At 63.0% G+C, this 23,394-nt stretch carries 22 protein-coding genes; 6 read left to right on the top strand and 16 right to left on the bottom strand.

Annotation, left to right across the window (positions count from 1 at the left end; genetic code table 11):
• Positions 1–293: 293 nt before the first annotated feature.
• From QTA58_RS14115 to QTA58_RS14105, 3 genes are all read left to right on the top strand, one after another.
• The gene (locus tag QTA58_RS14115) at positions 294–683 is read left to right on the top strand and encodes a DUF2934 domain-containing protein (protein WP_289669332.1); all 390 of its coding nucleotides are present in this window, start codon (positions 294–296) and stop codon (positions 681–683) included.
• 292 nt (positions 684–975) lie between these two features.
• Positions 976–2,463 carry a glycogen synthase GlgA gene (gene glgA / locus QTA58_RS14110; protein ID WP_289673169.1) on the top strand — a complete coding sequence of 496 codons (1,488 nt, stop codon included), beginning with the start codon at positions 976–978 and terminating at the stop codon, positions 2,461–2,463.
• 288 nt (positions 2,464–2,751) lie between these two features.
• Positions 2,752–3,735 (top strand): phosphotransferase, encoded by a 984-nt coding sequence (locus QTA58_RS14105; protein WP_289669331.1) that lies wholly within the window; start codon positions 2,752–2,754, stop codon positions 3,733–3,735.
• Positions 3,736–3,886: 151 nt separating this feature from the next.
• Here the strand turns inward: QTA58_RS14105 and glgX are convergent, their stop codons facing one another.
• The 3 genes from glgX to QTA58_RS14090 form a co-directional block, all read right to left on the bottom strand.
• Positions 3,887–5,965: a glycogen debranching protein GlgX gene (glgX, locus tag QTA58_RS14100; protein WP_289669330.1), complete on the bottom strand. Its 2,079-nt coding sequence runs from the start codon at positions 5,963–5,965 to the stop codon at positions 3,887–3,889.
• 81 nt (positions 5,966–6,046) lie between these two features.
• A complete protein-coding gene (locus QTA58_RS14095; RefSeq protein WP_085420391.1) occupies positions 6,047–6,274 on the bottom strand; it encodes a membrane lipoprotein lipid attachment site-containing protein in 228 nt (75 codons plus the stop codon).
• Positions 6,271–6,573, bottom strand: coding sequence for a hypothetical protein (locus QTA58_RS14090; RefSeq protein WP_085420392.1), 303 nt, complete (start codon positions 6,571–6,573; stop codon positions 6,271–6,273). The genes QTA58_RS14095 and QTA58_RS14090 overlap by 4 nt, the downstream gene beginning before the upstream one ends.
• Before the next feature lie 111 nt (positions 6,574–6,684).
• Here QTA58_RS14090 and QTA58_RS14085 point away from each other — a divergent pair, with 111 nt between their 5' ends.
• Positions 6,685–6,951 carry a hypothetical protein gene (locus QTA58_RS14085; RefSeq protein ID WP_289669328.1) on the top strand — a complete coding sequence of 89 codons (267 nt, stop codon included), beginning with the start codon at positions 6,685–6,687 and terminating at the stop codon, positions 6,949–6,951.
• A 205-nt stretch (positions 6,952–7,156) separates the two neighbouring features.
• On the opposite strand, the gene QTA58_RS14080 is transcribed toward QTA58_RS14085, so the two are convergent.
• The 5 genes from QTA58_RS14080 to coxB form a co-directional block, all read right to left on the bottom strand.
• Positions 7,157–8,221 (bottom strand): c-type cytochrome, encoded by a 1,065-nt coding sequence (locus QTA58_RS14080; protein ID WP_289669327.1) that lies wholly within the window; start codon positions 8,219–8,221, stop codon positions 7,157–7,159.
• Positions 8,218–8,976 (bottom strand): cytochrome c oxidase assembly protein, encoded by a 759-nt coding sequence (locus QTA58_RS14075; protein ID WP_289669326.1) that lies wholly within the window; start codon positions 8,974–8,976, stop codon positions 8,218–8,220. The genes QTA58_RS14080 and QTA58_RS14075 overlap by 4 nt, the downstream gene beginning before the upstream one ends.
• Before the next feature lie 116 nt (positions 8,977–9,092).
• On the bottom strand, positions 9,093–9,476 hold the full coding sequence (locus tag QTA58_RS14070; protein WP_085420395.1) for a hypothetical protein: 384 nt from the start codon (positions 9,474–9,476) through the stop codon (positions 9,093–9,095).
• On the bottom strand, positions 9,473–11,986 hold the full coding sequence (gene ctaD / locus QTA58_RS14065; RefSeq protein WP_289669325.1) for a cytochrome c oxidase subunit I: 2,514 nt from the start codon (positions 11,984–11,986) through the stop codon (positions 9,473–9,475). The genes QTA58_RS14070 and ctaD overlap by 4 nt, the downstream gene beginning before the upstream one ends.
• Before the next feature lie 16 nt (positions 11,987–12,002).
• Positions 12,003–13,055 carry a cytochrome c oxidase subunit II gene (gene coxB, locus QTA58_RS14060; protein ID WP_289669324.1) on the bottom strand — a complete coding sequence of 351 codons (1,053 nt, stop codon included), beginning with the start codon at positions 13,053–13,055 and terminating at the stop codon, positions 12,003–12,005.
• 213 nt (positions 13,056–13,268) lie between these two features.
• Between coxB and QTA58_RS14055 the strand changes: the two genes are divergently transcribed.
• Complete coding sequence (locus QTA58_RS14055) at positions 13,269–13,466, top strand: hypothetical protein (RefSeq protein ID WP_085420398.1); 198 nt, start codon at positions 13,269–13,271, stop codon at positions 13,464–13,466.
• 34 nt (positions 13,467–13,500) lie between these two features.
• Positions 13,501–14,061, top strand: coding sequence for a type 1 glutamine amidotransferase domain-containing protein (locus QTA58_RS14050; protein ID WP_085420399.1), 561 nt, complete (start codon positions 13,501–13,503; stop codon positions 14,059–14,061).
• Between the two features lie 61 nt (positions 14,062–14,122).
• Here QTA58_RS14050 and QTA58_RS14045 read toward each other — a convergent pair whose 3' ends face one another.
• The 8 genes from QTA58_RS14045 to QTA58_RS14010 form a co-directional block, all read right to left on the bottom strand.
• Complete coding sequence (locus tag QTA58_RS14045; RefSeq protein ID WP_289673167.1) at positions 14,123–15,148, bottom strand: DNA topoisomerase IB; 1,026 nt, start codon at positions 15,146–15,148, stop codon at positions 14,123–14,125.
• Positions 15,149–15,220: 72 nt separating this feature from the next.
• A complete protein-coding gene (locus QTA58_RS14040) occupies positions 15,221–16,921 on the bottom strand; it encodes a sensor histidine kinase (protein ID WP_085420400.1) in 1,701 nt (566 codons plus the stop codon).
• A gap of 218 nt (positions 16,922–17,139) precedes the next feature.
• Positions 17,140–17,373, bottom strand: a complete 234-nt coding sequence (locus tag QTA58_RS14035; protein ID WP_085420401.1) for a hypothetical protein — start codon at positions 17,371–17,373, stop codon at positions 17,140–17,142.
• 74 nt (positions 17,374–17,447) lie between these two features.
• Complete coding sequence (locus tag QTA58_RS14030; RefSeq protein ID WP_289669323.1) at positions 17,448–18,275, bottom strand: BON domain-containing protein; 828 nt, start codon at positions 18,273–18,275, stop codon at positions 17,448–17,450.
• A 101-nt stretch (positions 18,276–18,376) separates the two neighbouring features.
• Positions 18,377–20,236 (bottom strand): malto-oligosyltrehalose trehalohydrolase, encoded by a 1,860-nt coding sequence (gene treZ, locus QTA58_RS14025; protein WP_289669322.1) that lies wholly within the window; start codon positions 20,234–20,236, stop codon positions 18,377–18,379.
• Between the two features lie 134 nt (positions 20,237–20,370).
• Positions 20,371–21,477 carry an ABC transporter ATP-binding protein gene (locus QTA58_RS14020; RefSeq protein WP_085420404.1) on the bottom strand — a complete coding sequence of 369 codons (1,107 nt, stop codon included), beginning with the start codon at positions 21,475–21,477 and terminating at the stop codon, positions 20,371–20,373.
• A 6-nt stretch (positions 21,478–21,483) separates the two neighbouring features.
• Positions 21,484–22,377: a carbohydrate ABC transporter permease gene (locus tag QTA58_RS14015; RefSeq protein ID WP_289669321.1), complete on the bottom strand. Its 894-nt coding sequence runs from the start codon at positions 22,375–22,377 to the stop codon at positions 21,484–21,486.
• A complete protein-coding gene (locus tag QTA58_RS14010) occupies positions 22,374–23,300 on the bottom strand; it encodes a sugar ABC transporter permease (RefSeq protein WP_289669320.1) in 927 nt (308 codons plus the stop codon). The genes QTA58_RS14015 and QTA58_RS14010 overlap by 4 nt, the downstream gene beginning before the upstream one ends.
• Between the last annotated feature and the right edge of the window lie 94 nt (positions 23,301–23,394).

The raw sequence follows: 23,394 nt of genomic DNA, 5'->3' as shown, positions 1-23,394 counted from the left end.
GCGCCCTGGACGCCCCCGGCGAGGTCGTGGGTGTGGTAATAGGACGCAGACCGGTTTCATCCATAATATGGTCCTCAGCCGGTTGCGCAGGGACGGATATAGCAGTACCTTTTTCAGCTTGAACGTGTCTCCTTCCCGGCGGCGACAAGACGTTCGACAGCCAAAAAATTCCGCCCCGGGCAGATTTTTCGAGTAGTGGCCGCGTCTGTTGGTCCAAATGCCGATTTTTCGTTTTTACACAGGAACTTTTCCGTACCGCGCACGTTGGGGCGCTCGGGTGAATGGAGACAATAATGGCGGATTCCGAAGAAGATTGGATCAAGAAACGCGCCTACGCATTGTGGGAAGAGGAAGGTTACCCTGCCGGCAAGGATAGAGAGCATTGGGAAAGGGCGAAGCTGGAATACGCGACGCTCAAGCCCGTGGCTTCGAACGCAGCACCGGTGATCCGGCGGCGGAAATCTGCGGCGGAAGCAGCGCCGGCTAAAGCGGCGCCCAAGACCAAGGCCGTTTCCCCCAAGACGGCTACGAAGGCGGCGGCACCCAGAACGGCAGCATCCAAGACGGCAGCACCCAAGACTGCCGCTGCCCCGGCAAAGACTGCCTCCAAGACGCCTGCAGCCATCCCGGCCTCGGCGGAACCGGCCAAAAAGCGCTCCAGAAAAGTTCCGGCCGGCGAATAGCGCCGTCCGGTCCCGCGATATCGAACAATTTGATAGCCGTGGCGACGCGTGTCGCCGCGAGGTGGATTTTTACCTTGGGAACCGGGATGTTTTTTGTGTCTGAACTCCGCCTGAATCCGAACCCGACAGGGAACGTCGGCCATCACCGAAATGTTCTGAAGGGTAAGAACGAACTATGGCGGAGGCAGGCATGATGAACGCTCACGTCCCGGTCGGCGATGCGCATCGCGATCAGCGAAGCATGAGGGATGGTGAGGTCCGGCCGGCCTCCGGAAAGCCGGGGCTGCCGCAGATGAAGATCCTTTCGGTCACTTCCGAGGTCTTCCCCCTCGTCAAAACGGGCGGGCTTGCGGACGTGACGGGATCCCTGCCCAAGGCGCTCGCGCCCCTCGGCATCGAAACCACGTCGCTGATCCCCGGCTATCCCGCCGTGATGCGGCAACTGACGAGCGCCATGCCGCTTGTCACGTTCGACAGCCTTCTGGGGGAGCGGGCCTCGCTGCTGCATACCCGCGTCGAAGACCTCAGCCTCTTCGTTCTCGATGCGCCGGCCCTCTACGACCGGCCGGGCGGTCCCTATGTGGATGAAACCGGCGCCGATCATCCCGACAACTGGAAACGGTTTGCCGCCCTCTCCCTGGCTGCCGCGGAAATCGCCGACGGGGTGCTGCCCGGATGGGTTCCCGACCTCGTCCACACCCATGACTGGCAGTCGGCGCTGACCTCCGTTTACATGCGCGAACGCGGCTGCATGACACCCGTCGTGCTGACGATCCACAACCTCGCCTTCCAGGGACAGTATTCCGCAAAGCTGCTTGGAAATCTCGGCCTGCCCCCCGAGACCTATTCCATGAACCGCATGGAATATTTTGGCGACATCAGCTTCCTCAAGGGCGGATTGCAGACGGCGGATGCGATCACCACCGTCAGCCCGACCTATGCGCGGGAAATCCTGACGCCCCGGTTCGGCATGGGCATGGACGGCGTGCTGAACGCGCGCGTCTCGGTCCTGCGCGGCATCGTCAACGGCATCGACCTCGACGTCTGGGACCCGTCGTCCGATCCGCATCTGCCGCGCGGCTACGACGTCAACAGCCTGCGCCGCAAGCGCGAGAACCGGGCGGTCCTGCTGAAGGAATTCGGTCTGGACCCGTCGCATCCAGGTCCGGTCTTTTCGGCGGTCAGCCGCCTGACGTGGCAAAAGGGGCTCGACATGTTCGCCGAGACGGCGGACGAGGTCATCCGCCACGGCGGAAAGGTGATCGTGTTCGGTAAGGGCGACCACGAGATCGAACAGGCGCTGCTGGACACCGCATCGCGCTTCCCGGGCCGCATGGCCGTGCATATCGGCTACGACGAGCCGACGGCCCACCTGATCCACGGCGGATCGGACGCGATCGTGCAGCCTTCCCGCTTCGAGCCCTGCGGGCTGACCCAGCTCTATGCGCTCCGCTACGGCTGCGTGCCGGTCGTCTCGCGCACCGGCGGGCTTTCGGAAACGATCATCGACGCCAACGACGCGGCCATGTCCGCGCGCGTGGCGACCGGCTTCCAGTTCCACCCGGTGACGACCGACGGCCTGCGGCTGGCGCTTCGCCGCGCGCTGCACGCCTATGCCGACCCGAAAATGTGGGCGCGGCTGCAGAACCAGGGCATGAAGGCGAAGTTTTCGTGGGAGCGCAGCGCCCAGCAATATGCCGCCGTCTACGCCAACCTGGTGCGCAAGTCGGGACCGATCTCGGCCGCCGCCCCCGCCGACCTGCGCCGGGCGACGATCTGATCCGGACGCCATCTCGGCAAATGAGAACCGGGCCACCAGCCCCAGCCACTCACTTAAATGCGGAATATTTTAGATTAACCTTCACGGCATCGCGTTGCTGGATTTTTTCGGAAACCCCAAAGCGGCTCCGGCTGCTGCTCCCCTTCAAAGGGACCAGAACTGCCATCGGTCGTGAAGGGCGATGGCAACTATGCGCCACGAGCGGGCGCGAGGATCGACCCTTGACTTTGATGGAGCCTTCACGACCCTTTAGCTCCGAGACTTACCAGGCTATTGAGGACATCGGCCATGTTCGACCTTCGTCCGTTATATTCGACCCTGCATATCGAGGCGATCACACAGTTTATCGGTGAACACTATGCGGTCGAAGGGCCGGTCTCCTGCCAAATGCTCCAACGCGGTCTGAATGACGTTTATCTCGTCACTGGCAAAAATGGTGAGCGTTACGTGTTTCGCCTCTCTCAACATAGGGCACGTGGTCCGGCCGATGTCAAAACCGAAACTGCGTTTCTGATACACCTCTCGCAATCGGGCGTCCCGGTCGCCGCACCCGTTCCAACGCGAGAAGGCACCTTCTTCGTCCAAGCCCATGCTCCGGAAGGTTGGCGCTCTGGAGTCCTCTTTCAAGCGCTGGAAGGACGCGAACCTCACGCTACAGACCTTGGAGATGCGTGGGCAAACGGAAAGACTCTTGCAATGCTGCACAATGCGTCGGAGGCATTCTCCTCGGATGGGGCGGTGTATCGTCTTGATCTTGAGCATTTGCTGTGGCGACCTCTCGCCCGATTGCAGGAAAGTGGAATTATCGAAGATGTCAGTGCGTATAACGATCTCAAAAGAATTGCTGAAGAGGCTGGGAGGGCAATTGAAGCATTCGGCAATCTGACTTGGGCGTATTGCCATGGGGACTGTCATGGCTTCAATTCGCGCATCAATGATGTTGGTGAAGCAGTATTCTTTGACTTTGATGATAGCGGCCCAGGATACCTTGCTTACGACCTATCCGTTTTTCTGTGGGCGAACGTATCTTTCGGCAGGAAAACAATACGCAGGTGGGATGCGTTCATTGAGGGCTATCGGGCTGTCCGGCCAATAGGATCAGACGACTTCGAAGCCGCCATATGCTTCGTAATCGTCCGCCATTTTTGGCTTATGGGAGAGTACGCAACGCGCGCCAACGAATGGGGGAGCAACACAGTCAGTTGGATCGCGCGAGAAGCGAACTTCCTCAAAACGTGGCAGACTGAACAACTCGTCAATCGTCTATTCTAATTCTGTCGATTTGGTCAAACGCGATCCAACGGCCGCTTTGGGTTGTCAGCGGTCATGCCTAAGTGATGTAGAACCATAAAATTTTAGCGATTCCACATTTACGTTAGTGGTTGGCCACCAGCCCGGTTTTTCTTTCGCGGGAGATCTCAGCTCATGGCCTCCTGAAAAGCGCCAGGCTTCGGCCTTCGAGCTCGAAATCCTTTTCCTTGGTGATCACCAGCCCGCGTTTCGCGATGTCGGACGTGGTGAGTTCCAGCACCCAGCCGCCTTCGCCGAACTGCGGGATGCGGAAGGGTACATTGCCTTCGAACGGATTGAAGAGCAGGAGGACATCGTGCCAGATGCCCTCTTCCTCCTGGAGGTCCGGGCGCCCGATATAGAGACCGAGCGTCGAACCCTCGTCCCAATGTTCCGGCTGCTGGAAGCCGCCTCCGGCGTTGAACCATTTGATGTCCATGCCGTCGCGCCAGTTTTCCCGCCGCAGGAGGGGTTGCTCCTGCCGGAGCTTGATGATGTGACGCGTGAACTCGCGCAGCTCCTCGCAGCTCTCCGGCAGGTCTTCCCAATGCACCCAGGAAATCTCGCTGTCCTGGCAGTAGCCGTTGTTGTTGCCCATCTGGCTGCGGCCGAACTCGTCGCCGGAAAGCAGCATCGGGGTGCCGTGCGAGAAGAAGAGCGTCGCGAGAAAATTGCGCTTCTGCCGGTCGCGGACGGCGTTGATGCCTTCGTCGTCGGTCGGTCCTTCGGCGCCGTAATTGAAGCTGCGGTTGTCGTTGTGGCCGTCGTTGTTGTCTTCGCCGTTCGCCTCGTTGTGCTTGTCGTTATAGGAGACGAGGTCGTTGAGGGTGAAGCCGTCATGGGCGGCGATGAAGTTGACGCTCGCCCAGGGCCGGCGGCCGCGCTGGTCGTAGAGATCGCCGGAGCCGAGCAGGCGGGCGGCGAAATCCGTCGAGACATTGGTGCCCTTCCAGTATTCGCGCACCGTATCGCGATACTTGTCGTTCCATTCGGCCCAGCCGGGCGGAAAGCCGCCGACCTGATAGCCGCCCGGACCGATATCCCACGGCTCGCCGATCAGCTTGACCTTCGAAAGAACCGGATCCTGCGTCATCGCGTCGAAGAAGCCGCCGCGCTGGTCGAAACCCTGCGGCTCGCGACCGAGGATGGTGCCGAGATCGAAGCGGAAACCGTCGACATGCATGAATTCCGTCCAGTACCGCAGCGAATCCATGATGAGCTGCAGCACGCGCGGATGGGATGTGTTGACCGTGTTTCCGGTGCCCGTATCGTTGATGTAGTAGCGATGCTGGTCGGGCATCGTCCTATAGTAGGAGAAGTTGTCGATGCCCTTGAAGGAAAGCGTGGGGCCGAGCTCGTTGCCCTCCGCCGTATGGTTGTAGACCACGTCGAGGATGACCTCGATGCCGGCATCGTGGAAGCTCCGCACCATATCGCGGAACCCCTGGATGCCTTTCGGCCCGTAATAGCGGGAGGCCGGCGCGAAAAATCCGAGCGTGTTGTAGCCCCAGAAGTTCTTCAGGCCCTTGTCGAGCAGATGCTGGTCGTCCGGAAAATAATGCACCGGCATCAATTCGACCGAGGTGATGCCGAGGCTCCTGATATAGTCGACCGAGGCCTTGTGGCCCATGCCCTCGAACGTGCCGCGCAGATTCTCGGGGATGCCCGGATTGAGCTGGGTGAAACCCTTCACATGGGTCTCGTAGATAACCGCCGCGGGCCAGGGAATGTCCGGCCGGTTCCGGTCCTGCCAGTCGAATTCGTTCGGATCGATCACCCGGCATTTCGGCATGAAGGGCGCACTGTCGCTCTCGTCGAAGGTTAGGTCCTTGTCCTCGTGCAGGAGGTCGTAGGCGAAATGCGCCTCGTTCCACTGCACGTCTCCGACGAGCTCGCGGGCATAGGGATCGATCAGCAGCTTGTTCGGGTTGAACCGGTGGCCGTTCTCCGGATCGTAGGGACCGTGGACGCGGTATCCGTAGAGCGCGCCGGGCCTCAGGCCCGGAACGTAACCATGCCAGATCTCGTGCGTATATTCCGGAAGCTCGAGGCGGGCGATCTCGACCTTTCCGGTGCTGTCGTAGAGGCAGAGCTCGACGCGCTCGGCATGCGCCGAGAAGATCGCGAAATTGACGCCTTCGCCGTCGAAATTGGCGCCGAGCTGGAGCCATGAGCCGGGCTCGACGACGAAGCGGTTCGCCTTGGTATCCATGCCGCACCTTTCACAAAAGTCCTCTACTAATGGTGCAGCACAGCATTTCGTTCCCGGCTCGCGCGATTATGGTTCGCGTGATCACGGGTTGCCGGACCCGGCGGGAGGCGTGCTGGTATTGCCGGAGGGTGGATTGGCGGGGCTTGGGCCGCCGGTGCCCGTCTGCGGCGTGCTGCTGCGATCGGCCGGAGCGGTGTTCTCGGGTTGGGGCTGCGGCGTGTTGTTCACCGGATCGCTCTGGTTTTCGCCGCTGTCGCCGCAGGCGCTCAAGAGCAGGACAGCCGAAAGGGCGATGATCAAACGCTTCATTTTCCATCTTCTCCGTTGGATTTTCCGATCCCGGCTTTGCTGACGGCACCCCGCCGACGGCGTTCGTCGAGCGCGACGACCTTCTCGACCGCGACCACGTCTTCGGCCGCCGCAACAGGGACCGGGTCGCTGGCGATCGCTTCCAGGACCTCCGGGGAAAGCGCGCCCTCGCGGATGACGTATTCCAGCGCCTCGCGCGTCTGGCGTTCCGCTTTCAGCTGGGCGTAAAGCGCCAGGATCAGCCGGTCGCGGACATCATGTTTCCTACCCCCGCCCCCTGTTCCGGCGAACTCTGCCATGGTTTCCTCCTGTCCCTGCTCGAAAGGTCAACTTTCCGCTGGAGCGATTGTTCCCTCCGCCCGAGCCTCCCCTATCTCCCTGAAAGGGAAAACACGACGAGGAGGCGAGCCATGGCTGCGCTGGCACCGGAAGAACTGGAAGGGCGGCTGAATGCCCACCGCGAACTGCTGATCGAGTTGCTGGCCGCGATGATCGGCGGCGAAGTCACCATCACGGCGCTCCTGCGGCGCCTGAGGGACGACGCCACCTTCAAGGACAATGAAGAGGACCCCGGCGTGCTGCCGGAAGACGCGTTCGCGATCGAGAATTCCGCCGCCCGCGAGGTCCGCGCCATCCTCGAAGCGGCCCGCGCCAGGGCCGAGGCGGACAGTCGTTAACCATGGCAATTCATATTTGCGGCGATCCTGCCACGTTTATGGCTATTTCATGGAACTAAAATACCATTGACTCGTTCATTCACCACCAAAGCGACGGAGGCGTCTATGGTCAGGGAATGGGTAGAAGCTGCAGGCTTCGTTCTATTGATAGCGGCCTGCTACATGATGGTCATTCCGGTTTAAGCTCCTGGGGAGGAGAGAGGCCTTACGGCCCCTTGCTCTCGCGGCCGGAGAAGAAGGCCGCGAGAGCGGCGACATCCTCGTCGTCCAGGTTTTTGGCGGCTTCCGTCATCAGGTGGCTGAACGAGGAACCACCCCGGACGCCTTCACGGAACAGCCTGAGCTGCTGCTCCAGATAAGCGGCGTTCTGGCCCGAAAGGTACGGATAGGCGGGATTGCCGCCGGGCTTTTCGTGGCAGCTGAAACAGGCGGGTATCCTGTCCGCCGCCCTTCCCCTCTCGGCAAGCTCCCTTCCCTTTTCCATCAACTGCGGATCGGCCGCGGCGGCTGGCCGTTGCGGCCGGGCCTGTTTGGCATAGTAGCCGGCAAGCCCCGGCAGGCTCTCCTCCGACAATGTGCCGACCGCCACCTGCATGATGCCGCTCGGCCGCTTTCCTTCGGCATAGGCGCGCAGGCTGTTGAGCAGGTAGGCCTCCGACTGGCCGGCAAGCCGCGGAATGATGCTGCCGTTGTTGAGCTTCTTCTCCGCATGGCAGCTCTCGCAGGTGATCGGCAGCGGCGAGACCTCGCCGGCAGTGCCGATGCCGTGCAGGCCGGATGCCTGCAGATAGGCGTTCGTATCCATCTCCGGCAGCCTGCGGAGAAAGGCGACCATGGCCCAGACCTCGTCGTCGCGCGCCTGCGTCGGCCAGGCCGGCATGCCGGTGAAGCGCACGCCGTGCTTGACGATCTCGAAGAGCTGCGCGTCGCTCCAGTCGGGCACGACCGTTTTGAGGTCCGGCGGCGACGGCAGCATGGCGAGCACCGCATCCGAACGGGGCTGCGCCGGCGAGCCGTGGCAGATGGCGCAGCCGGTCTCGTAATGCCCCGCCGCCGGCGGAAGCAGCGCCGGATCGTCAAGTGGCGGAACCTCGACGGAAAGCGCTGCGGTGCGCACGGAATTCCTCATCACCCAGTGCAGGAACCAGTCGGTCACGGCCCAATGGCCGGTGCTGGCCTGGATGCCCATCAGCCCCGACCAGGCGAACAGCATGCCGGACAGGGGCAAAGCCACGACCAACCCGATGAGATGCTTTCGGCGGATCCTCATCGGCTATCCCTCCTCCCCAAAGCCTCCGGCGCGCCGCCGTTGAGCGTGCGGGCAAGCAGCGCCACGCCGCCGGCCAGATAGACCGCCGCTCCCACCATCAGCATGATCACGCCGCCCGCCTGCTGATCCGCCGCAGCGGTGAGCGTGACGCCGAAACATATCACCACCCCTTCACCGTAGAGCGGCCGCGGCGACAAGGAAAGGAGCGCGCCGAGCAGCGTCATGTGCATGGAGGTGAAGAGCAGGCCGAACGTGCCGGAAAGCCGCCGCTCCTCGCGTCCGTCCGCGGCACCACCGAGGCAGGAAAGCCAGAGCGCGAGGCCGGCGCCGAGGAAGACGGCCTGTTCTGCGGCCGCGAAGAAGGTGGAGGTTTCCGAAAGGGCCCGCATGGCGGGAACATGCCAGGCCCAGACGGCGAAGAGTTCGATGAGCGAGGCGGTGAGCGGCGTCAGCCAGCCCCTGCCCGCGGTAAAATCGAAGCGCGTTCCGGACAGGCCGATGGCGATGAGCGGCGCGGCGCCCGCCACCACGCCCATATGCGCGATCATATGGACGGAAAACGAGCTTCGGTCCGCAAAGGGAAGCAGGACCGCCCAGAGCAGGAACAGCATGATCAAGCCAACGATGAGTGCTGCACGTTTGAAAGCCGAAAGGGACGGAGTGATGGCACGGCGAACTACCTCTGATCTCCCCCCATGTGGGGGAGATGGCGCCAAAGGCGGCAGAGGGGGGTATGACGGCGGCGCGGCAGCCATACCAGCGAAGGGAGTGCCATCGCCATACCCCCCTCTGCCCTGCCGGGCATCTCCCCCACAAGGGGGGAGATCGGCTGGATGCGGCACCTTCCGCCCCATATGTGTTTGCTTCGCCCTCATGACTGGCACTCCGCGATGAAGATCAGCGGGATGGCCAGATAGGCGACGGCCACGAAGCTGAGGCCGGAAAGCAGCAGCGTTGCGAAACCCTGGAAGAACCTGCGGTCCTGGCGGGTCGGCGCGTCGTGGGGAGGGTCTCCCGATCCGAAACCCCATTGCCGCCAGGCGAGAAAGGCCGAGAGCACGATCATCGCGAGAGCCAGCAGGGTGAAGACGCCGAGGCCGATGCGGACCGTCTCGAACGAAAGATGAAGGGCAAGGCCCTTGGCGCAGAAAACCGCCACGGTGACGTAGCAGACGACGAAATGCAGTGCCCAGACCGTCGGCGCGGTGAAGAGCGTCCAGAGCGTTTCGATCTCGCGCGGAATGAAGCTTTTCATGATGCCACCAGCGGAAAGAGGCCGATCACTCCGAAGGTCACGACGGCGGTGACGGCCGTGAAGTGCCAATAGAGCGCGACATTGCGGATATCCTGGTCGTATTCGGCGGTCATCCTGCCGGCGAAACTGCGCGCCAGGCAATAGAGTTGCATGATCGCGCCGATCGCCCCATGGGCGACCGTCCAGATCGCCAGGATCCATACGATGGCCGGATAGACGTTGGAGGTCGGCTCCATGCCGTGGAGATACGGTCCGGCCAGGCCCGCGAGCGAGGCGGCGACCGTGACGAGGCAGGCCGCGACAAGCGCGAGCCGTGCCCCCGCCGGTCCTTTTTCATTGAGTTCCCGGGCAAGAAGCGTCAGCCCCCAGGCGATCACGAAAAGCGCCAGTGCCGCCATCGGCCAGAACATGCCGGGCCCTTGAGCCGCCGCGGTGAAATCGTCATGGATCGTCCAATAGAAGAAATAGCCGAAGACGAGGCTCGCGAAGGCGGTACCATCGCCCACCATAGTGATGAACATCGCCCACCAGCCGACCGAGGCAGGCCCGGAAACGTAGATCGGCAGCGTCTTGCCGAGGCCGACGTCCATTTCCGGCGCTTCCGGAATGGGCGCCGTGCCGGTCCAGAGCCACGATACGATGGCGATGAAGGTGATGACGGCCGAGACGATCGTGGCGATCCACCAGTGGAAGGTGAGCGCGATGAAGACGCCCCCGAGCGCCATGGCGGCGATGATCGTCACGTAGGACACACCGCCGACGCGCAGGCACTGGATCGGCTCGGCATCGAGCACCGACGTCACCAGCGTTTCGCGATAGCCCGATTTCGCATCCGGCAGGTAGAAGCGCCCCGCTTCGATATCCGCCTGCAGGTTCGGCTGATCCCAAAGAGGATAGCGGCTGGTGATGATCGGCACGGAGCGCATGCCCCAGCTTTCCGCCGGGTCGCTCGTCCATTCCAGCGTGCCGGAATTCCAGGGATTGAGATTGCGCCCTTCCGGCTTTGGTTTCGGCCGCAGGATATCGACGACGAAGGTCGCCACGCCGGACGCGAAGACGAAGGCGCCGACGGTGGAGATCAGGTTGAACCAGTCCCAGCCGATGCCTTCGGGATAGGTGAAGACGCGGCGCGGCATGCCGCGCAGGCCGGAGAAATGCATCGGGAAGAAGGCGATGTTGAAGCCCGAGAACATCAGCCAGAAAGCGACCTTGCCCCAGGCGTCGCTCAGCCTCTTTCCGGTGACGAAGGGGAAATAATAGTAGATGCCGGCCACGACCGGAAACAGCATGCCGCCGATCAGCACGTAATGCAGATGGGCGACGACGAAATAGGTGTCGTGCGCCTGCCAGTCGAACGGCACCAGCGCCACCATGACGCCCGTCAATCCGCCGATGACGAAGATGATCAGTCCGCCGGCGCCGAAGAGCATCGGCACGGAGAAGATCACCCGGCCGGCCAGCATGGTGGCGATGAAGACGAAGATCTGCACGCCGGTCGGGATCGCCACCGCCTCCGAGGCCGCGGAGAAGAAGGCGAGCGAAATCTGCGGCAGGCCGGTGGTGAACATGTGATGCACCCAGAGCCCGAAGCTCAGGAACCCCGTGCCGACCGCCGCGAGCACGATCCACGAATACCCGACGATCGGCCGCTGCGAGAAGGTCGGCACGATCATCGCCATCAGCGCGATCGCCGGCAGGAAGATGATGTAGACCTCCGGATGGCCGAAGATCCAGAAGAGGTGCTGCCAGAGCAGCGGATCGCCGCCGCGCTCCGCATCGAAGAAGGGCCAGTCGAACATCCGCTCCATCTCGAACAGGATGTCGCCGGCGATCAGCGGCGGGAAGGCGAAGAGGATCATGCCCGCGACGATCAGCAGATACCAGGCGAACATCGGCATCAGGTTGATGCGCATGCCGGGCGCCCGGCATTTCATGATCCCGACGATGATCTCGACGGCGGCCGCGATCGAGGCCACTTCGATGAAGGAAAGGCCGAGCAGCCAGATATCGGCGCCGATGCCGGAATATTCCTTGTCGGTCGCAAGCGGCGGATACATGAACCACCCCGCATTGGGGGCCGCGTTGAAGAAGATCGAACCGCAGACGAAGATGCCCCCGAGCAGGAAGCTCCAGAAGCCGAAGGCGGAAAGCCGCGGGAACGGCAGCTCGCGGGCGCCGAGCATGGACGGCAGCAGGAAGATCGCCCAGGCCTCGAAGATCGGCACGGCGAACAGGAACATCATCACCGTGCCGTGCAGCGTGAACGCCTGATTGAAAAGGTCGGCGGAGATGAGGTCGTTCTCCGGCACGACGAGCTGCAGGCGCACCAGAAGCGCGAGCAGCCCGGCGAACAGCATGAAGATGAAGGCGGTCACACCGTACCAGAGGCCGATCTGGGTGTTGTTGACCGAGGTCCAATAGCGGATGCCCTTCGGCGTCTCCCATACCTTGCGCAGCCGCTCCTCCTGCGCCGCCCGCTCTTCCGGCGAGAAATTGCCGAGCTCCTCCATTACATGAGCCTCTTTGTCATCTGAGCCCCTTCAGATAGGTTGCCATCCGGCCGACATCGGCGTCGGGCAGCATGCCGAAATGCGGCATGAGCGCGCCGGGCTTCACCTCCCCCGGATAGCGGATGAAACGGGCGATATGTTCCTGCTCATTGGCAAGCGTGCCCGCACCGACCGAGCCCCGCTCGCCGAAGGCGGTGAGATCCGGACCGATCGTGCCGCGCGCCTCGGTGCCGGAAATCGCATGACAGGCGGCGCATCCATGCTTCAGGAACAGCGCCAGACCTTCGGAATCCCCGGCGCCGGACGCGTTCCGCCGCGCCGACACCCAGTCCTCGAACGCCTGCGGCTCCAGGGCGAGCACCGTGAAAGCCATCAGCGCGTGCGAAGTCCCGCAGAATTCGGCGCAGACGCCGCGATAGGTACCGGGCTTTTCGGCCAGGAGAGCAAGCCGGTTCTCGCGGCCGGGAATCATGTCCATCTTGCCGCCGAGCACGGGGATCCAGAAGGAATGGATGACGTCCGGCGACGTGAGCGAGAAGACGACGCGTTCTCCGACCGGAACGCGCACTTCGTTTGCCGTCTCGAAGAGAACCTCGCCGTCTTCTCCGAGATAGCGCACCCGCCACCAGAACTGCTCGCCGGTGACCTCGATGCGGCGCAGTCCGCCGTCTTCGTCCTGAAACCAGGGCCGGACATTCGGCATCAGCCAGACGGCATAGGAAAGAAGCGCGGCAAGGATGACGGTCGGCATGACCGCGCCGCCCCAGAGGATGAACTGGCCGGCTCCCTTTTCCGAATGCGCCCGCCTTTTGCGCGCCGCATAGACGAGCATCGCCACGACGCCCGCCCAGATGACAGCGCCGCCTGTCAGCATGACGAAGAAAAGCGTTGCGACATCCGCCGCTTCCCGACCGGCGGGATCGAGCGCCGACTGGATGCCGGAGCAGGAAGCGGTCATGGGACAGAGGAGAAGGGCGGGAATGGCCCGGATCGCCCGCCGATGGGTGCCCCGAGCGTCGCCAAGGCCGAAAATCTGTCTTGATCGGATTGGCCGGCTGGAACCGGTCAAGCGGTCATCCTTCATTCGGCGGGCACCCGGACAAGTTCATCAGCGGCGGGGAGCGCAGACATCCGGCGTCAAACGCACGACACGGAATTTTGTTCCAGAACCGCACGATAACGTTGTGTAACGGGCTGCAAAAAAGATGGAACGAATTCGTGGGCCGGGGGTTTGCCCCTGCGTAAGAGGGCACATGCCCTCGTTCGCGACGGGAGATCTATCATGCGACACTTTTTCAAGATGCTGCGAAACAGACTGACCGGCACCAACGAGAAGAAGACGTTTGCCGTTGCCCATCCGGAAGAGCTGCAGGTCGTCGTACCCGAAGCCGTGGTCCTTCCGCTGCCCAAGGCGCCTCGCGAAGAAATCAGCGTTCCCGCCTCCATCAACGGCCGGGACCTTTCCACCGGCCGCCTTTGAGACCGGAAAAACATTCGACGAAAAGGAGTTCAGAATGACCGCTATCGAGTCCGCTTCCATCCTGATCCTCGCGACCGACGGCTACGAGCGATCGGAACTGCGCGTTCCATTGGAGGAGCTGAAGAAACGCGGAGCCGAGGTGAAGATCGCATCGATCAAGTCAGGCGAGATCAAGAGCTGGGACAAGAAGGACTGGGGCGATACCGTCCCGGTCGACCTCGAAGCCAAAAACGTCAAGGCCGAGGAATTCGACGCCCTCGTCCTGCCCGGCGGGCAGATCAATCCCGATCTTCTGCGCGTCAACGAGGATGCCGTGCGCGTCGTGCGCGATTTCGTGAGAAGCGGCAAGCCCGTCGCGGCGATCTGCCATGGTCCGTGGCTGCTGGTGGAAGCCGACGCATTGCGGGGCCGCAAGGCGACGTCCTACCACTCGATCCGGACGGACATCCGCAATGCGGGCGCCTCCTGGAAGGATGAAGCGGTGGTGGTCGACAACGGCATCATCACCTCGCGCTCGCCCGACGATCTGCCGCAATTCGTCGACAAGATCGTCGAGGAGGTCCGGGAAGGACCGCACGATCGCCGGGCGGCGTGATCGACGCCAACCCGGTTTTCGGCCGCCCGTCACTCCTCGCGGGCGGCCGTCCCCAAGGCCCTCAGCTGGTCGAGACCTCCCGCAGGAAAGCCATCAGCCGCCGCTCGTTGGCCCTCAGGCCTCTCGGGCCATCCAATACGGTCTCGTCCCCCATCACCTTTTCCAGCGGAGAGATATCCTCCGCCAGCGCCAGTATGCTCGGGTGGATATAGCTCGACCGGCAGACGGCCGGCGTGTTGTTCAATGCTTCCGACGCGGCTTTCGTCATCAACTTGACCTTCGGGCGCCTGCCCTCCGCCTCCACGAACTCCCATGCCGCCATGAAGGCGGAAAGGCTGCCGCCCCAGGTCCGGAAGGTCTTTGCCGAGACGGGAAAGCCCGCCGCCTTGGCGAGATAGGCGTTCAGCCTTCCCGAATCGACCGGATGAGGGACGCCCTGGTCGTCCGGCCAGGAGAAGAGCTGGCGGCCGGGCAGATCGGCGATCTCCTCCAGGATGCGCTGCAGGCGCGGATGCTTCAGCGTATGCTGGACCCGTTTCCCGCCCTTGGCGACGAAGCGCAACCGGATCGCATCGCCCGAAAGGATCATGTGCCGCTTGAGGAGCGTCGTAGCTCCGTAGGTCTTGTTCTCCTTGGCATAGGCCCTGTTGCCGACGCGCAGATGCGTGGCGTCGAGAAGCGCCACGAGAGCCGCGATCACCGCATCGGAATTGTCCAGGCCGAGCGTCAGATCGCGCTTCACCTTGCGGCGGATTCTGGGCAGCGCCTCGCCGAAACGGACGAGCTGGTCGTATTTCTGCTCGCTGCGGAAATTCTGCCAGTCCGGATGATAGCGGTACTGCTTGCGGCCGCGCGAATCGTAGCCCGTCGCCTGCAGATGCCCGCGCGGATCGAGGCAGATCCAGACGTTTTCATAGGCCGGCGGGAGGCCGAGCGAAGCGATCCTGCGCCGCTCCTCTTCATCCTCCAGCAATGCGCCGTCCGGCAGGCGGTAGCAGAAGCCCTTGCCGCGCCGCAGCCGCCGGATGCCGGGCTCGGTATCGCTGACATAGGTAAGGCCGATGATTTCGAGGGAATCCCGATCGATCTCGATCGTCGTGAGAGTGGCGTCCATGGCCGCTTAAACGGCAGGAGCGCTGCTTCGTTCCGACGCCGGAGGCTAAATCGCGATATCCTTGAGGCTTTCGGCGCCCTCGCCCCGCTCGAAGGAGGAGCGCGGTGCCACGAGGATCCAGCAAAGCCCCTCGGGACGGAAATCGACGTCCACCTGGCCTGCGAACGCCGCCGCCGCGTGGCGCTTGATGATCGTCGTGCCGAAACCCGTCCGCGACGGTTCGCGGACCGGCGGACCGTCCTTTTCCTCCCAGACCAGCCGGAGCTTGGTCTCGCCTCCGCCCTCGTCGGCGACATCCCTCCAGGCGATGCGGACCTTGCCCTGCGGCACCGAGAGCGCACCGTATTTCACCGAGTTCGTCGCAAGCTCGTGCAGGATGAGACCGAGGTTTTGAACCGCCTCCGCTTTCAGCGTGAAATCCGCGCCCTGCAGTTCCACCCGATCGGCCACTTCCGCAAAGGTGCTCATGTGGATCTCGATCACACGGCGGATGGAGACGCCGCCCCATTGCTCCTTCGCCAGCGCCTCGATCGATTTGCTGAGACCCTGAAGGCGGTTGCTGATGGCGTTCTGGAACTCCTCCATCGTCGTGTCCTGGCGCGCGAGCTGGCGCATCATCGCCTGCACGAGGGTGAGGATGTTCTTGGTTCGATGGACAAGCTCGTGCAGGATCAGGTGAATGCGATCTTCCGCCTGGCTGCGGTCGAAGGAAGCGTTGGAAAGGGCGACGGCCACCTGGTTGGCTTCCCGTATCTTGGTTTCCACCGGCGCCACGATTTCGCCCCTGCCGATGCGCTCGGCCATTTCGGCGATCTGCCGGATGGGAATGCGAAGCTGGCGGCCGACGAGCCAGGCGATCAGCATGCCGACGGCCAGGAAAATCGCCCCGCCGGCGATCAATTGCCGCCAGGTGGTCAGGATGCTTGCCTGCGCCGCGTCTATCGGCCCCCACACCACGGCCTTCCAGGTCCAGCCGGTGATCTGGGCATAACCGTACATCTGCTTCAATTCGCCGTCCATGTCCTCGATCGTGCCCTTGAAGCCGGTCATCAGCCTCAGGGTATCGGCGGGAAAGGCCGAGCCGGACGCTAGCGCATTCGCACCGGTCGACGTGACCACATGCCCGGAGCCATCGACCACCGCGACCGTCCACCCGGCCGAGAGCCCTTCCGTCGAGATGAGCTTTTGCAGGTCCTCGGCGTTCTGCGTGATGATCATCGCAGCGCCGGAATGGGAAACCTCCTTCGGCAGGGGCATCGAGACGTTGAAGACGTGCTTGCCGCTCGTGGTGCCGAAGAAGACATTGGAGACTTCCGTCACGCCGCTGCGCAAAACCGATGCGAGCGCCGCCGGATTGGATACCTTGCCGAGCGAGGTTCCGAAAGGCACGCGCGTATTGAGCCGCTGCTGACCGTCCGCATCGACCACGAGCACGTAGAGCGAGTTCGATCGAAGGCTGTTCTGCGTGCGTTTGTGGAAGGCCCTGAGATCGCCGTTTTCAAGCTCCTGCGACGTGACGAGCAGCCTCAGCGTCGTCGCCATGTCCTGCAATTCACGATCGACCGAACGGGCGATGAGCTGGGCGTCCTCGGCCGTTTCGTTGGCGAGGATCTCGCGCTCGTTCGACTCGAGCTCCAGCATCAGATAGGCCACGAAAACCAGCAAGGGCAAAGCCACGCCAGCCGCAAGCGCGACCAGGTAAGCGCCGATGGGCGCTGTCGGGAAAAACCGCGAAACTCTTAACATTCCGCGCATTTACCCTAGGGAAACGATGCAGGCGCCTGTGCCGCCTGCCCCCGTACTCGTCTCAATATCCCGCCCTTTGCTAATATAGCTAGCGCGTATCTTCTAACCGGTTTTGGGGGCGCGGCCAAGGATTGATTGCTGGCGATACGTCTTTTCACAGGAGCGTCGGAAACGTCCCGGGCGGAAGGCGATCGAAGAAAATCCGCAGAGGAAGCGGCCTAGATATTCCGGGAGCGCTCGGTAATGTCGAATTTGACCTCCCAGTCCTTCTTCGGCTCCTTGCGACCGGGCGGCAGCTTATGGGCGGTCGCATCTTCCGAACCGGTGATCACCGTGGGCTTGGCGCTCGCCACGCCGCTGCTTTTGCCGCCCGTTTTCGGGTTGGCGAACTGGCCCTCGGCATCCTTGCGAATCGCTTCCGGGCCGTGTCGGTCACTCGTCGTCTTGGTCATGGGCGCTCCTTGGGAAAGGCGTCGGTGGGAAAAGGGCCGGGCCGCCGGGCGGCCCGGCACGTCATCGAAAGCGGCTAGTCCGTGGTCGAACCGGTGAGCGTATCGGCCGGGGCGCTGTTCACGCGCAGATTGTTCTGCACATGCCGGACGCCGGAGACGTCGTCCACCAGGTCCTCGGCGCGCCGCTTGTCCCAGCGGCTGGAAACGAATCCGTCGAGCGTCACTTCCGCGCTCTTGACGGTGACCGTGATGTTCGATGCGTCGAGCACGGGATCGTCGCTCAGACGGTCGTTGACGTCCTCCTCGATGCGCGAATCGGAACGCTGATAGCCTTTCGGCCCTTTGCCGCGATGCTGATCCATCATGCGGCGCTGTTCGGCCTCTTCATCGCCGAACCAGGATGCGACCTCGTCGCCGGCCCGCTCCATGAAGCTGCGCTGGGAGCCACGGTCGTCCGAGCCACGGAAGCGATCCTCCCTTCCATAGCCCCGGTCGGTCACGGCTCCATAGCCATAGTCGGCGCCGTAGCGGTCTCCATAGGCCTGGTTCACCCGGCGCCGGCCGGGCTCGTAGCTGAAGGACGAAGGCCTGCCGCGATAGGATTCTCGGGCCCAGGCGCGGGAACGCTCCGTATCGCCGTAACCGGACTCATAGCCGTAGTCGTCGCTGGCCCATTGCTCACCCCGGCCGTAGCGGGAGGAGCGCGACCGATCGCCCTCGCTGCCGCCGGACTCCCGGTCCCCGAAGGAATTGTCGCCGCTGCGCTGGTAGTCGCCGAAGCCGCGGACATAACCGGTGTCGCCCGGACGGTAATCGCCGGAGGTCTCCCGCGCAAAGTCGCGCTCGTCGCGCATGCGGTCGTTTCGATATCCACCCGACTGGGAATAATTTCCGTTAGCCATTGCCTGTCTCCTCGATCTGATCTTGGCCCCGTTCCGGACCGACTACGGATAGAACCGCGCCTCTGGGGAGATTGTTCCGGATTTTTCGAGGATTCCGGCGCTCAAAGCACCGAAACGGCCATGACCATGGAAAGGCCGGGAAGCACGGTTTCCGCGGTCGTTCCCATGGGCTCTGCATGAAAGATCGAGCCGGAAACGGGCGGGATCGACTTCTCCTGCTCCGAAAGATTGGCACGGAGCTGCAGGATGCGATCCGCCAGGCGCCAGTCGACGGCGATTACGCCCGGTTCGGCATCCAGCATCTCGCCGGAACGAGGCGGCGCGGAACGCAGGCCGGGAACGACATGCTCGCGACGCTTGGCGATCAGCTCGCGAAACCGGCCGCGAAAGGCCCGGCCCTCCGGCCGCCGGACATGCTCCCAGCGCAATTTCGAGCGCTCGAAAGTGTCGACGAGATTGGGATCGGCGATATCCTCCGGCCTGGAGACGCCTTCGGGAATGCCGCCGAAATTCGCCGCCTCGTTGATCCGGTTGTCCCAGGTCTCCCTGGCGAGCACGCCCTGATAATCGCTGAAGAAGCGGAAACCCTGTGTCTCGCCGTAATCCTCGCCCATGAACAGGAGGGGGACCTGCGGCGAAAGCAGCAGGATCGCGGTCATGACACGCAGCATCCGGGGGTCGGTAAGTGAGATGAGCCGTTCGCCGAAAGCACGGTTGCCGACCTGGTCGTGGTTCTGCAGGAAATTGATGAATGCCGTCGGCGGAAGGTGGCCGCTCGGCTCGCCGTGTGCCTCGCCGTCCGGCGACGGTTCGCCCTGATGGATGAAGCCTTCCGCCAGTCCCCTGGCGAATTTCCGGACCGGATCGTCGGCAAAGATCCCCACATAGCCGGCCGTCTCGCCGGTTGCGGCGACATGCGCCGCATGATGGACGTCGTGGTTCCAGACCGCCTCGTAAAGCAGTGCCTCGCCGGCGCGATTGCGCTCGAGATAGCGGGTGATGTTGCGGTGATCCTCCATGACGAGATGCCGGCGGCGGCCCGTCACCTCGCCGTGCACCCTTTCGGCGAGCTCCACCAGGAAATGCTTCTCCGAGGAGTCGTCGACGATCTGATCGACGGCATCGAGCCTTAGCCCGTCGAGATCGTATTCCTCCAGCCAATAGAGGGCGTTGTCGATGAAGAACCGCCGCACCTGAGGCCGGCTGAAATCGATGGCCGGCCCCCATGGCGTCTTCCGCTCCGGATCGAAGAAGGAAGGTACGTAGGGCTGGAGCAGGGACCCGCGCGGGCCGAAATGGTTGTAGACGACGTCGAGCATGACCGACAGCCCGTGCCGGTGGGCGGCATCCACGAACGCCTTCATGTCGTCCGGCGTCCCGTAGGCATGGTGCGGAGCATAGGGCAGCACGCCGTCATATCCCCAGCCCCGTTCGCCGGGAAACTGGTTGACCGGCATGACCTGCAGCATTGTGACGCCGAGCGAGGCGAGCTGGTTCAATCTCTCCGCCGCGGCGCGGAACGTGCCTTCGGGCGTGAACGTACCGATATGGATTTCGTAGAGGATGGCCTCCTCCCAGGCATGGCCCCGCCAGCCGGGCGCGCTCCAGCGATAGGACGAGGGGTCGAGAACGATCGACGGGCCGTCCACGCCGCCCTCCTGGGCACGCGACGCCGGGTCCGCGAAGGCCTGCCCGTCGGGCATGACGAACCGATACGGCGTTCCCGGCTCCACGTCTTCGACGACCAGCGTGAACCACCCGGCCCCGGCCGGCAGCATCTCGCGATTGCGTCCGTCGACCTGCAAGCGCAGGCGCTCGATGTCCGGCGCCCAGAGCCGGAACAGAGCCTCGCCATCGCTCAGATATTCTGCACCCCATGACTTGGGGAACGCCCGTTTCGCGGGACGTTCGGAGGCTTCCTTACGCGAATCGAACTGCGTGAAATCCCGGGTTCGCGACATGACTTCTCCTTGGTTCCGATGTTTCCAAGGGAACACAAGTTCGTGAGGAATGGTTCCGCACGTGTGGCTAAGTCGCTGTTATCGCTACCTAAAAAGGCGCATGTATTGCGCCTTCGTCCATTTCGGAGGTGGCCTCAATCGATACGGCTGGTCGTCTGCGGATCGAAGACGACGGCCTTGTCGAGATTGAAGGAGAAGGGAAATTTCTGGCCGACCGAAACATGCACGTCCGCACGGGTGCGGGCCGTGAAGCTTGCCCCGTCCAGCTTGCCGGTCACGAACGTATCGGAACCCGTCGGCTCGACCATGGTCACATCCGCCTCGATCTGCGCGACGGAGCGCACCTGCGGATCGAGGAGGCCGCTGTCCGTGATCGCTTCCGGACGCAGGCCCAGAATGACCTCCTTGCCGTCGGCGAGACTCGCCGTGACGGAGGGCGGCATGGAGACCTTGACGCCCTCGTTGCCGAAGAGCGCGATCGACTGCGCGCCGCCGGAGGAGACGACCTTGCCCTTCAGCATGTTCATCGCCGGAGAGCCCATGAAGTCGGCGACGAAGAGGTTGGCCGGACGATTGTAGATTTCGGAAGGCGCGCCGACCTGCTGCACCGTGCCCTCCTTGAGCACGACGATCTTGGTGGCGAGCGTCATCGCCTCGATCTGGTCGTGGGTGACGTAGACGATCGTGGCATGGGTGTTCTGGTGCAGCGCCTTGATCTCGGCGCGCACTTCGACGCGCAGCTTGGCGTCGAGGTTGGAGAGCGGCTCGTCGAACAGGAAGACGCGCGGCTGGCGCACGAGGGCGCGGCCCATGGCGACGCGCTGGCGCTGACCGCCGGAAAGCTGGCTCGGACGACGCTTCAGGAGATGCTCGATCTGCAGCGTTTTCGCCACCTGCTTGACCGCAGCCTCGCGGCTCGCCTTGTCGACGCCGCGCATTTCCAGCGCGAACGCGATGTTTTCCTCGACCGTCATGTTCGGATAGAGCGCGTAGGACTGGAAGACCATGGCGATGTCGCGCTTCGACGGATGCAGGTCGGTGACCACCTGTCCGTCGATAACGATGTCGCCGGAAGACTGCGGCAGAAGGCCGGCAATGACGTTGAGCAGGGTCGACTTGCCGCAGCCGGACGGCCCGACGAGAACCAGGAAGCCGCCCTTTTCGAGGTCGATATTGATGCCCTTCAGGATCTCGACGTTGCCGATCTTCTTGCGGATGTTCTTGATTTCAAGAAAGCTCATGAGCACTTATCCCTTGACCGCGCCGGCCATCAGACCGCGCACGAAATAGCGTCCGGCGACGATGTAGACAAACAGGGTCGGCAATGCCGCGAAGACGGCGGCCGCCATGTCGACATTGTATTCCTTGACGCCCGTGGAAGAGGAAACGAGGTTGTTCAGCGCGACCGTCATCGGCGAGGCCTCCCCGCCCGCGAAGGAGACGCCGAACAGGAAGTCGTTCCAGATATTGGTGAACTGGTAGATGACGGTAACGACGATGATCGGCCCCGACGTCGGCAGCAGGATGCGCCAGAAGATGCGGAAGAAGCCCGCGCCGTCGATCATCGCGGCCTTCACGAGTTCGTCCGGGAAGGCTTCGTAATAGTTCCGGAAGAACAGCGTGGTGAAGCCGAGACCGTAGATCACGTGGACCATGACGAGACCGGTCGTGGTGTTCGAAAGCCCCATCAGGCCGAGCAGGCGCGCCATCGGGATGAGGACGGCCTGGAAGGGAATGAAGCAGGCGAACAGCATCATGCCGAAGACGATCTTGTGCCCCGGAAAACGCCATTTGGTGAGCACGTAGCCGTTGAGCGCGCCGAGCAGCGTCGAGATGACGACCGCCGGAACGACCATCTTGATGGAGTTCCAGAAATAACCCTTGATGCCGACGCAGGAGACGCCGATGCAGGCCTCTCCCCAGGCCCTCGCCCAGGCGGCGACCGAGGGCTCGCGCGGCAGGGCGAGCATGTCGCCTGCGCGGATCTCGTCGAGCGACTTCAAGGATGTGGTGAGCATCACGTAGAGCGGCAGCAGGTAGACGAGCGCAAGTACGATGAGCGCCGCATAGATGAAATAGCGGGCGGTGCGGGCCGAACCGGCGCTCACCGTCCCATTGGCGGTTTCTTGTGTCGCGCTCATTGCTTTCTCTCCCGCAGTTCCGAATAGAGATAGGGCACGATGATCGCGGTGATGCCCATCAGCATCATGACGGCGCTCGCCGAACCGACATTCATCTGGTTGCGCGTGAAAGTGTAGGAATACATGAAGGTGGACGGCAGTTCGGTCGCGTTGCCCGGCCCTCCGCCGGTGAGCGCGATGACCAGGTCGTAGGACTTGATCGCCATGTGCGCGAGCACGATGAAGGCGGAGAGGAAGACCGGACGCAGAAGCGGAATGATGATGCGGCGGTAGATCGCCACGTTCGATGCGCCGTCGATCTGGGCGGCCTTGACGATCTCGCCGTCGATGCCGCGAAGCCCCGCGAGGAACATCGCCATGACGAAGCCGGAAGCCTGCCAGACGCCGGCGATGACGACGGTATAGATCGCCATCTGCGGGTTGACGAGCCAGTCGAACCTGAAACTCTCCCAGCCGAGATGGTGCATGGTGTTCTCAAGCCCGAGGCCGGGGTTGAGGAACCATTTCCAGGCGGTGCCGGTGACCACGAAGGAGAGCGCCATCGGATAGAGGAAGATCGGCCGAAGCACGCCTTCGGCGCGGATGCGCTGGTCCATCAGGATCGCGATGGCGAGGCCGAGCGCGATGCAGATGCCGATATAGAGAATGCCGAAGATCGCCAGATTCTGCATGGCCACATACCAGTTCGGCTGCGACCAGAGGCGGTAATAGGCGTCGAACCCGCCCCACTTGTAGACCGGCAGGATGCGTGAGGTGGTGAAGGAGAGATAGACGGTCCAGAGGATGAAGCCGTAGACGAAGACCAGGATCACCGCGAACGAGGGCGCCAGCACGATCTTCGGCAGCGCGTTGCGCAATCCATCCGCAACTGAGCGGCCCTGTCTCTGCGGCACCACGGCCGGCACCGGTTCGATTGTCGTCATCATGACCTCCGGTAGACACCAGAAATAAGGAAACTCGAAAAGTGGCCGGGATTGCCTCCCGGCCACTTAAACTTCAGCAATTTACAATCAGCCG

It is taken from the genome of Neorhizobium sp. CSC1952, assembly GCF_030378245.1.
Taxonomy (GTDB): Bacteria; Pseudomonadota; Alphaproteobacteria; order Rhizobiales; family Rhizobiaceae; genus Neorhizobium; species Neorhizobium oryzae_A.
Note: the sequence above shows the minus strand (reverse complement) of the source record. Positions and strands in the feature narration are given on the sequence as shown.

Excerpts from the sequence above, each read along its gene's own strand:
- QTA58_RS14010 (WP_289669320.1), bottom strand. The coding sequence starts at position 23,300 with ATGACGACAATCGAACCGGTGCCGGCCGTGGTGCCGCAGAGACAGGGC.
- QTA58_RS14050 (WP_085420399.1), top strand. The coding sequence starts at position 13,501 with ATGACCGCTATCGAGTCCGCTTCCATCCTGATCCTCGCGACCGACGGC.
- QTA58_RS14020 (WP_085420404.1), bottom strand. The coding sequence starts at position 21,477 with ATGAGCTTTCTTGAAATCAAGAACATCCGCAAGAAGATCGGCAACGTC.
- QTA58_RS14055 (WP_085420398.1), top strand. The coding sequence starts at position 13,269 with ATGCGACACTTTTTCAAGATGCTGCGAAACAGACTGACCGGCACCAAC.
- QTA58_RS14115 (WP_289669332.1), top strand. The coding sequence starts at position 294 with ATGGCGGATTCCGAAGAAGATTGGATCAAGAAACGCGCCTACGCATTG.
- glgA (WP_289673169.1), top strand. The coding sequence starts at position 976 with ATGAAGATCCTTTCGGTCACTTCCGAGGTCTTCCCCCTCGTCAAAACG.
- QTA58_RS14015 (WP_289669321.1), bottom strand. The coding sequence starts at position 22,377 with ATGAGCGCGACACAAGAAACCGCCAATGGGACGGTGAGCGCCGGTTCG.
- QTA58_RS14095 (WP_085420391.1), bottom strand. The coding sequence starts at position 6,274 with ATGAAGCGTTTGATCATCGCCCTTTCGGCTGTCCTGCTCTTGAGCGCC.
- QTA58_RS14075 (WP_289669326.1), bottom strand. The coding sequence starts at position 8,976 with ATGGCTGCCGCGCCGCCGTCATACCCCCCTCTGCCGCCTTTGGCGCCA.
- ctaD (WP_289669325.1), bottom strand. The coding sequence starts at position 11,986 with ATGGAGGAGCTCGGCAATTTCTCGCCGGAAGAGCGGGCGGCGCAGGAG.
- QTA58_RS14040 (WP_085420400.1), bottom strand. The coding sequence starts at position 16,921 with ATGTTAAGAGTTTCGCGGTTTTTCCCGACAGCGCCCATCGGCGCTTAC.
- treZ (WP_289669322.1), bottom strand. The coding sequence starts at position 20,236 with ATGTCGCGAACCCGGGATTTCACGCAGTTCGATTCGCGTAAGGAAGCC.
- QTA58_RS14105 (WP_289669331.1), top strand. The coding sequence starts at position 2,752 with ATGTTCGACCTTCGTCCGTTATATTCGACCCTGCATATCGAGGCGATC.
- QTA58_RS14070 (WP_085420395.1), bottom strand. The coding sequence starts at position 9,476 with ATGAAAAGCTTCATTCCGCGCGAGATCGAAACGCTCTGGACGCTCTTC.
- QTA58_RS14080 (WP_289669327.1), bottom strand. The coding sequence starts at position 8,221 with ATGAGGATCCGCCGAAAGCATCTCATCGGGTTGGTCGTGGCTTTGCCC.
- glgX (WP_289669330.1), bottom strand. The coding sequence starts at position 5,965 with ATGGATACCAAGGCGAACCGCTTCGTCGTCGAGCCCGGCTCATGGCTC.
- QTA58_RS14085 (WP_289669328.1), top strand. The coding sequence starts at position 6,685 with ATGGCTGCGCTGGCACCGGAAGAACTGGAAGGGCGGCTGAATGCCCAC.
- QTA58_RS14030 (WP_289669323.1), bottom strand. The coding sequence starts at position 18,275 with ATGGCTAACGGAAATTATTCCCAGTCGGGTGGATATCGAAACGACCGC.
- QTA58_RS14035 (WP_085420401.1), bottom strand. The coding sequence starts at position 17,373 with ATGACCAAGACGACGAGTGACCGACACGGCCCGGAAGCGATTCGCAAG.
- QTA58_RS14090 (WP_085420392.1), bottom strand. The coding sequence starts at position 6,573 with ATGGCAGAGTTCGCCGGAACAGGGGGCGGGGGTAGGAAACATGATGTC.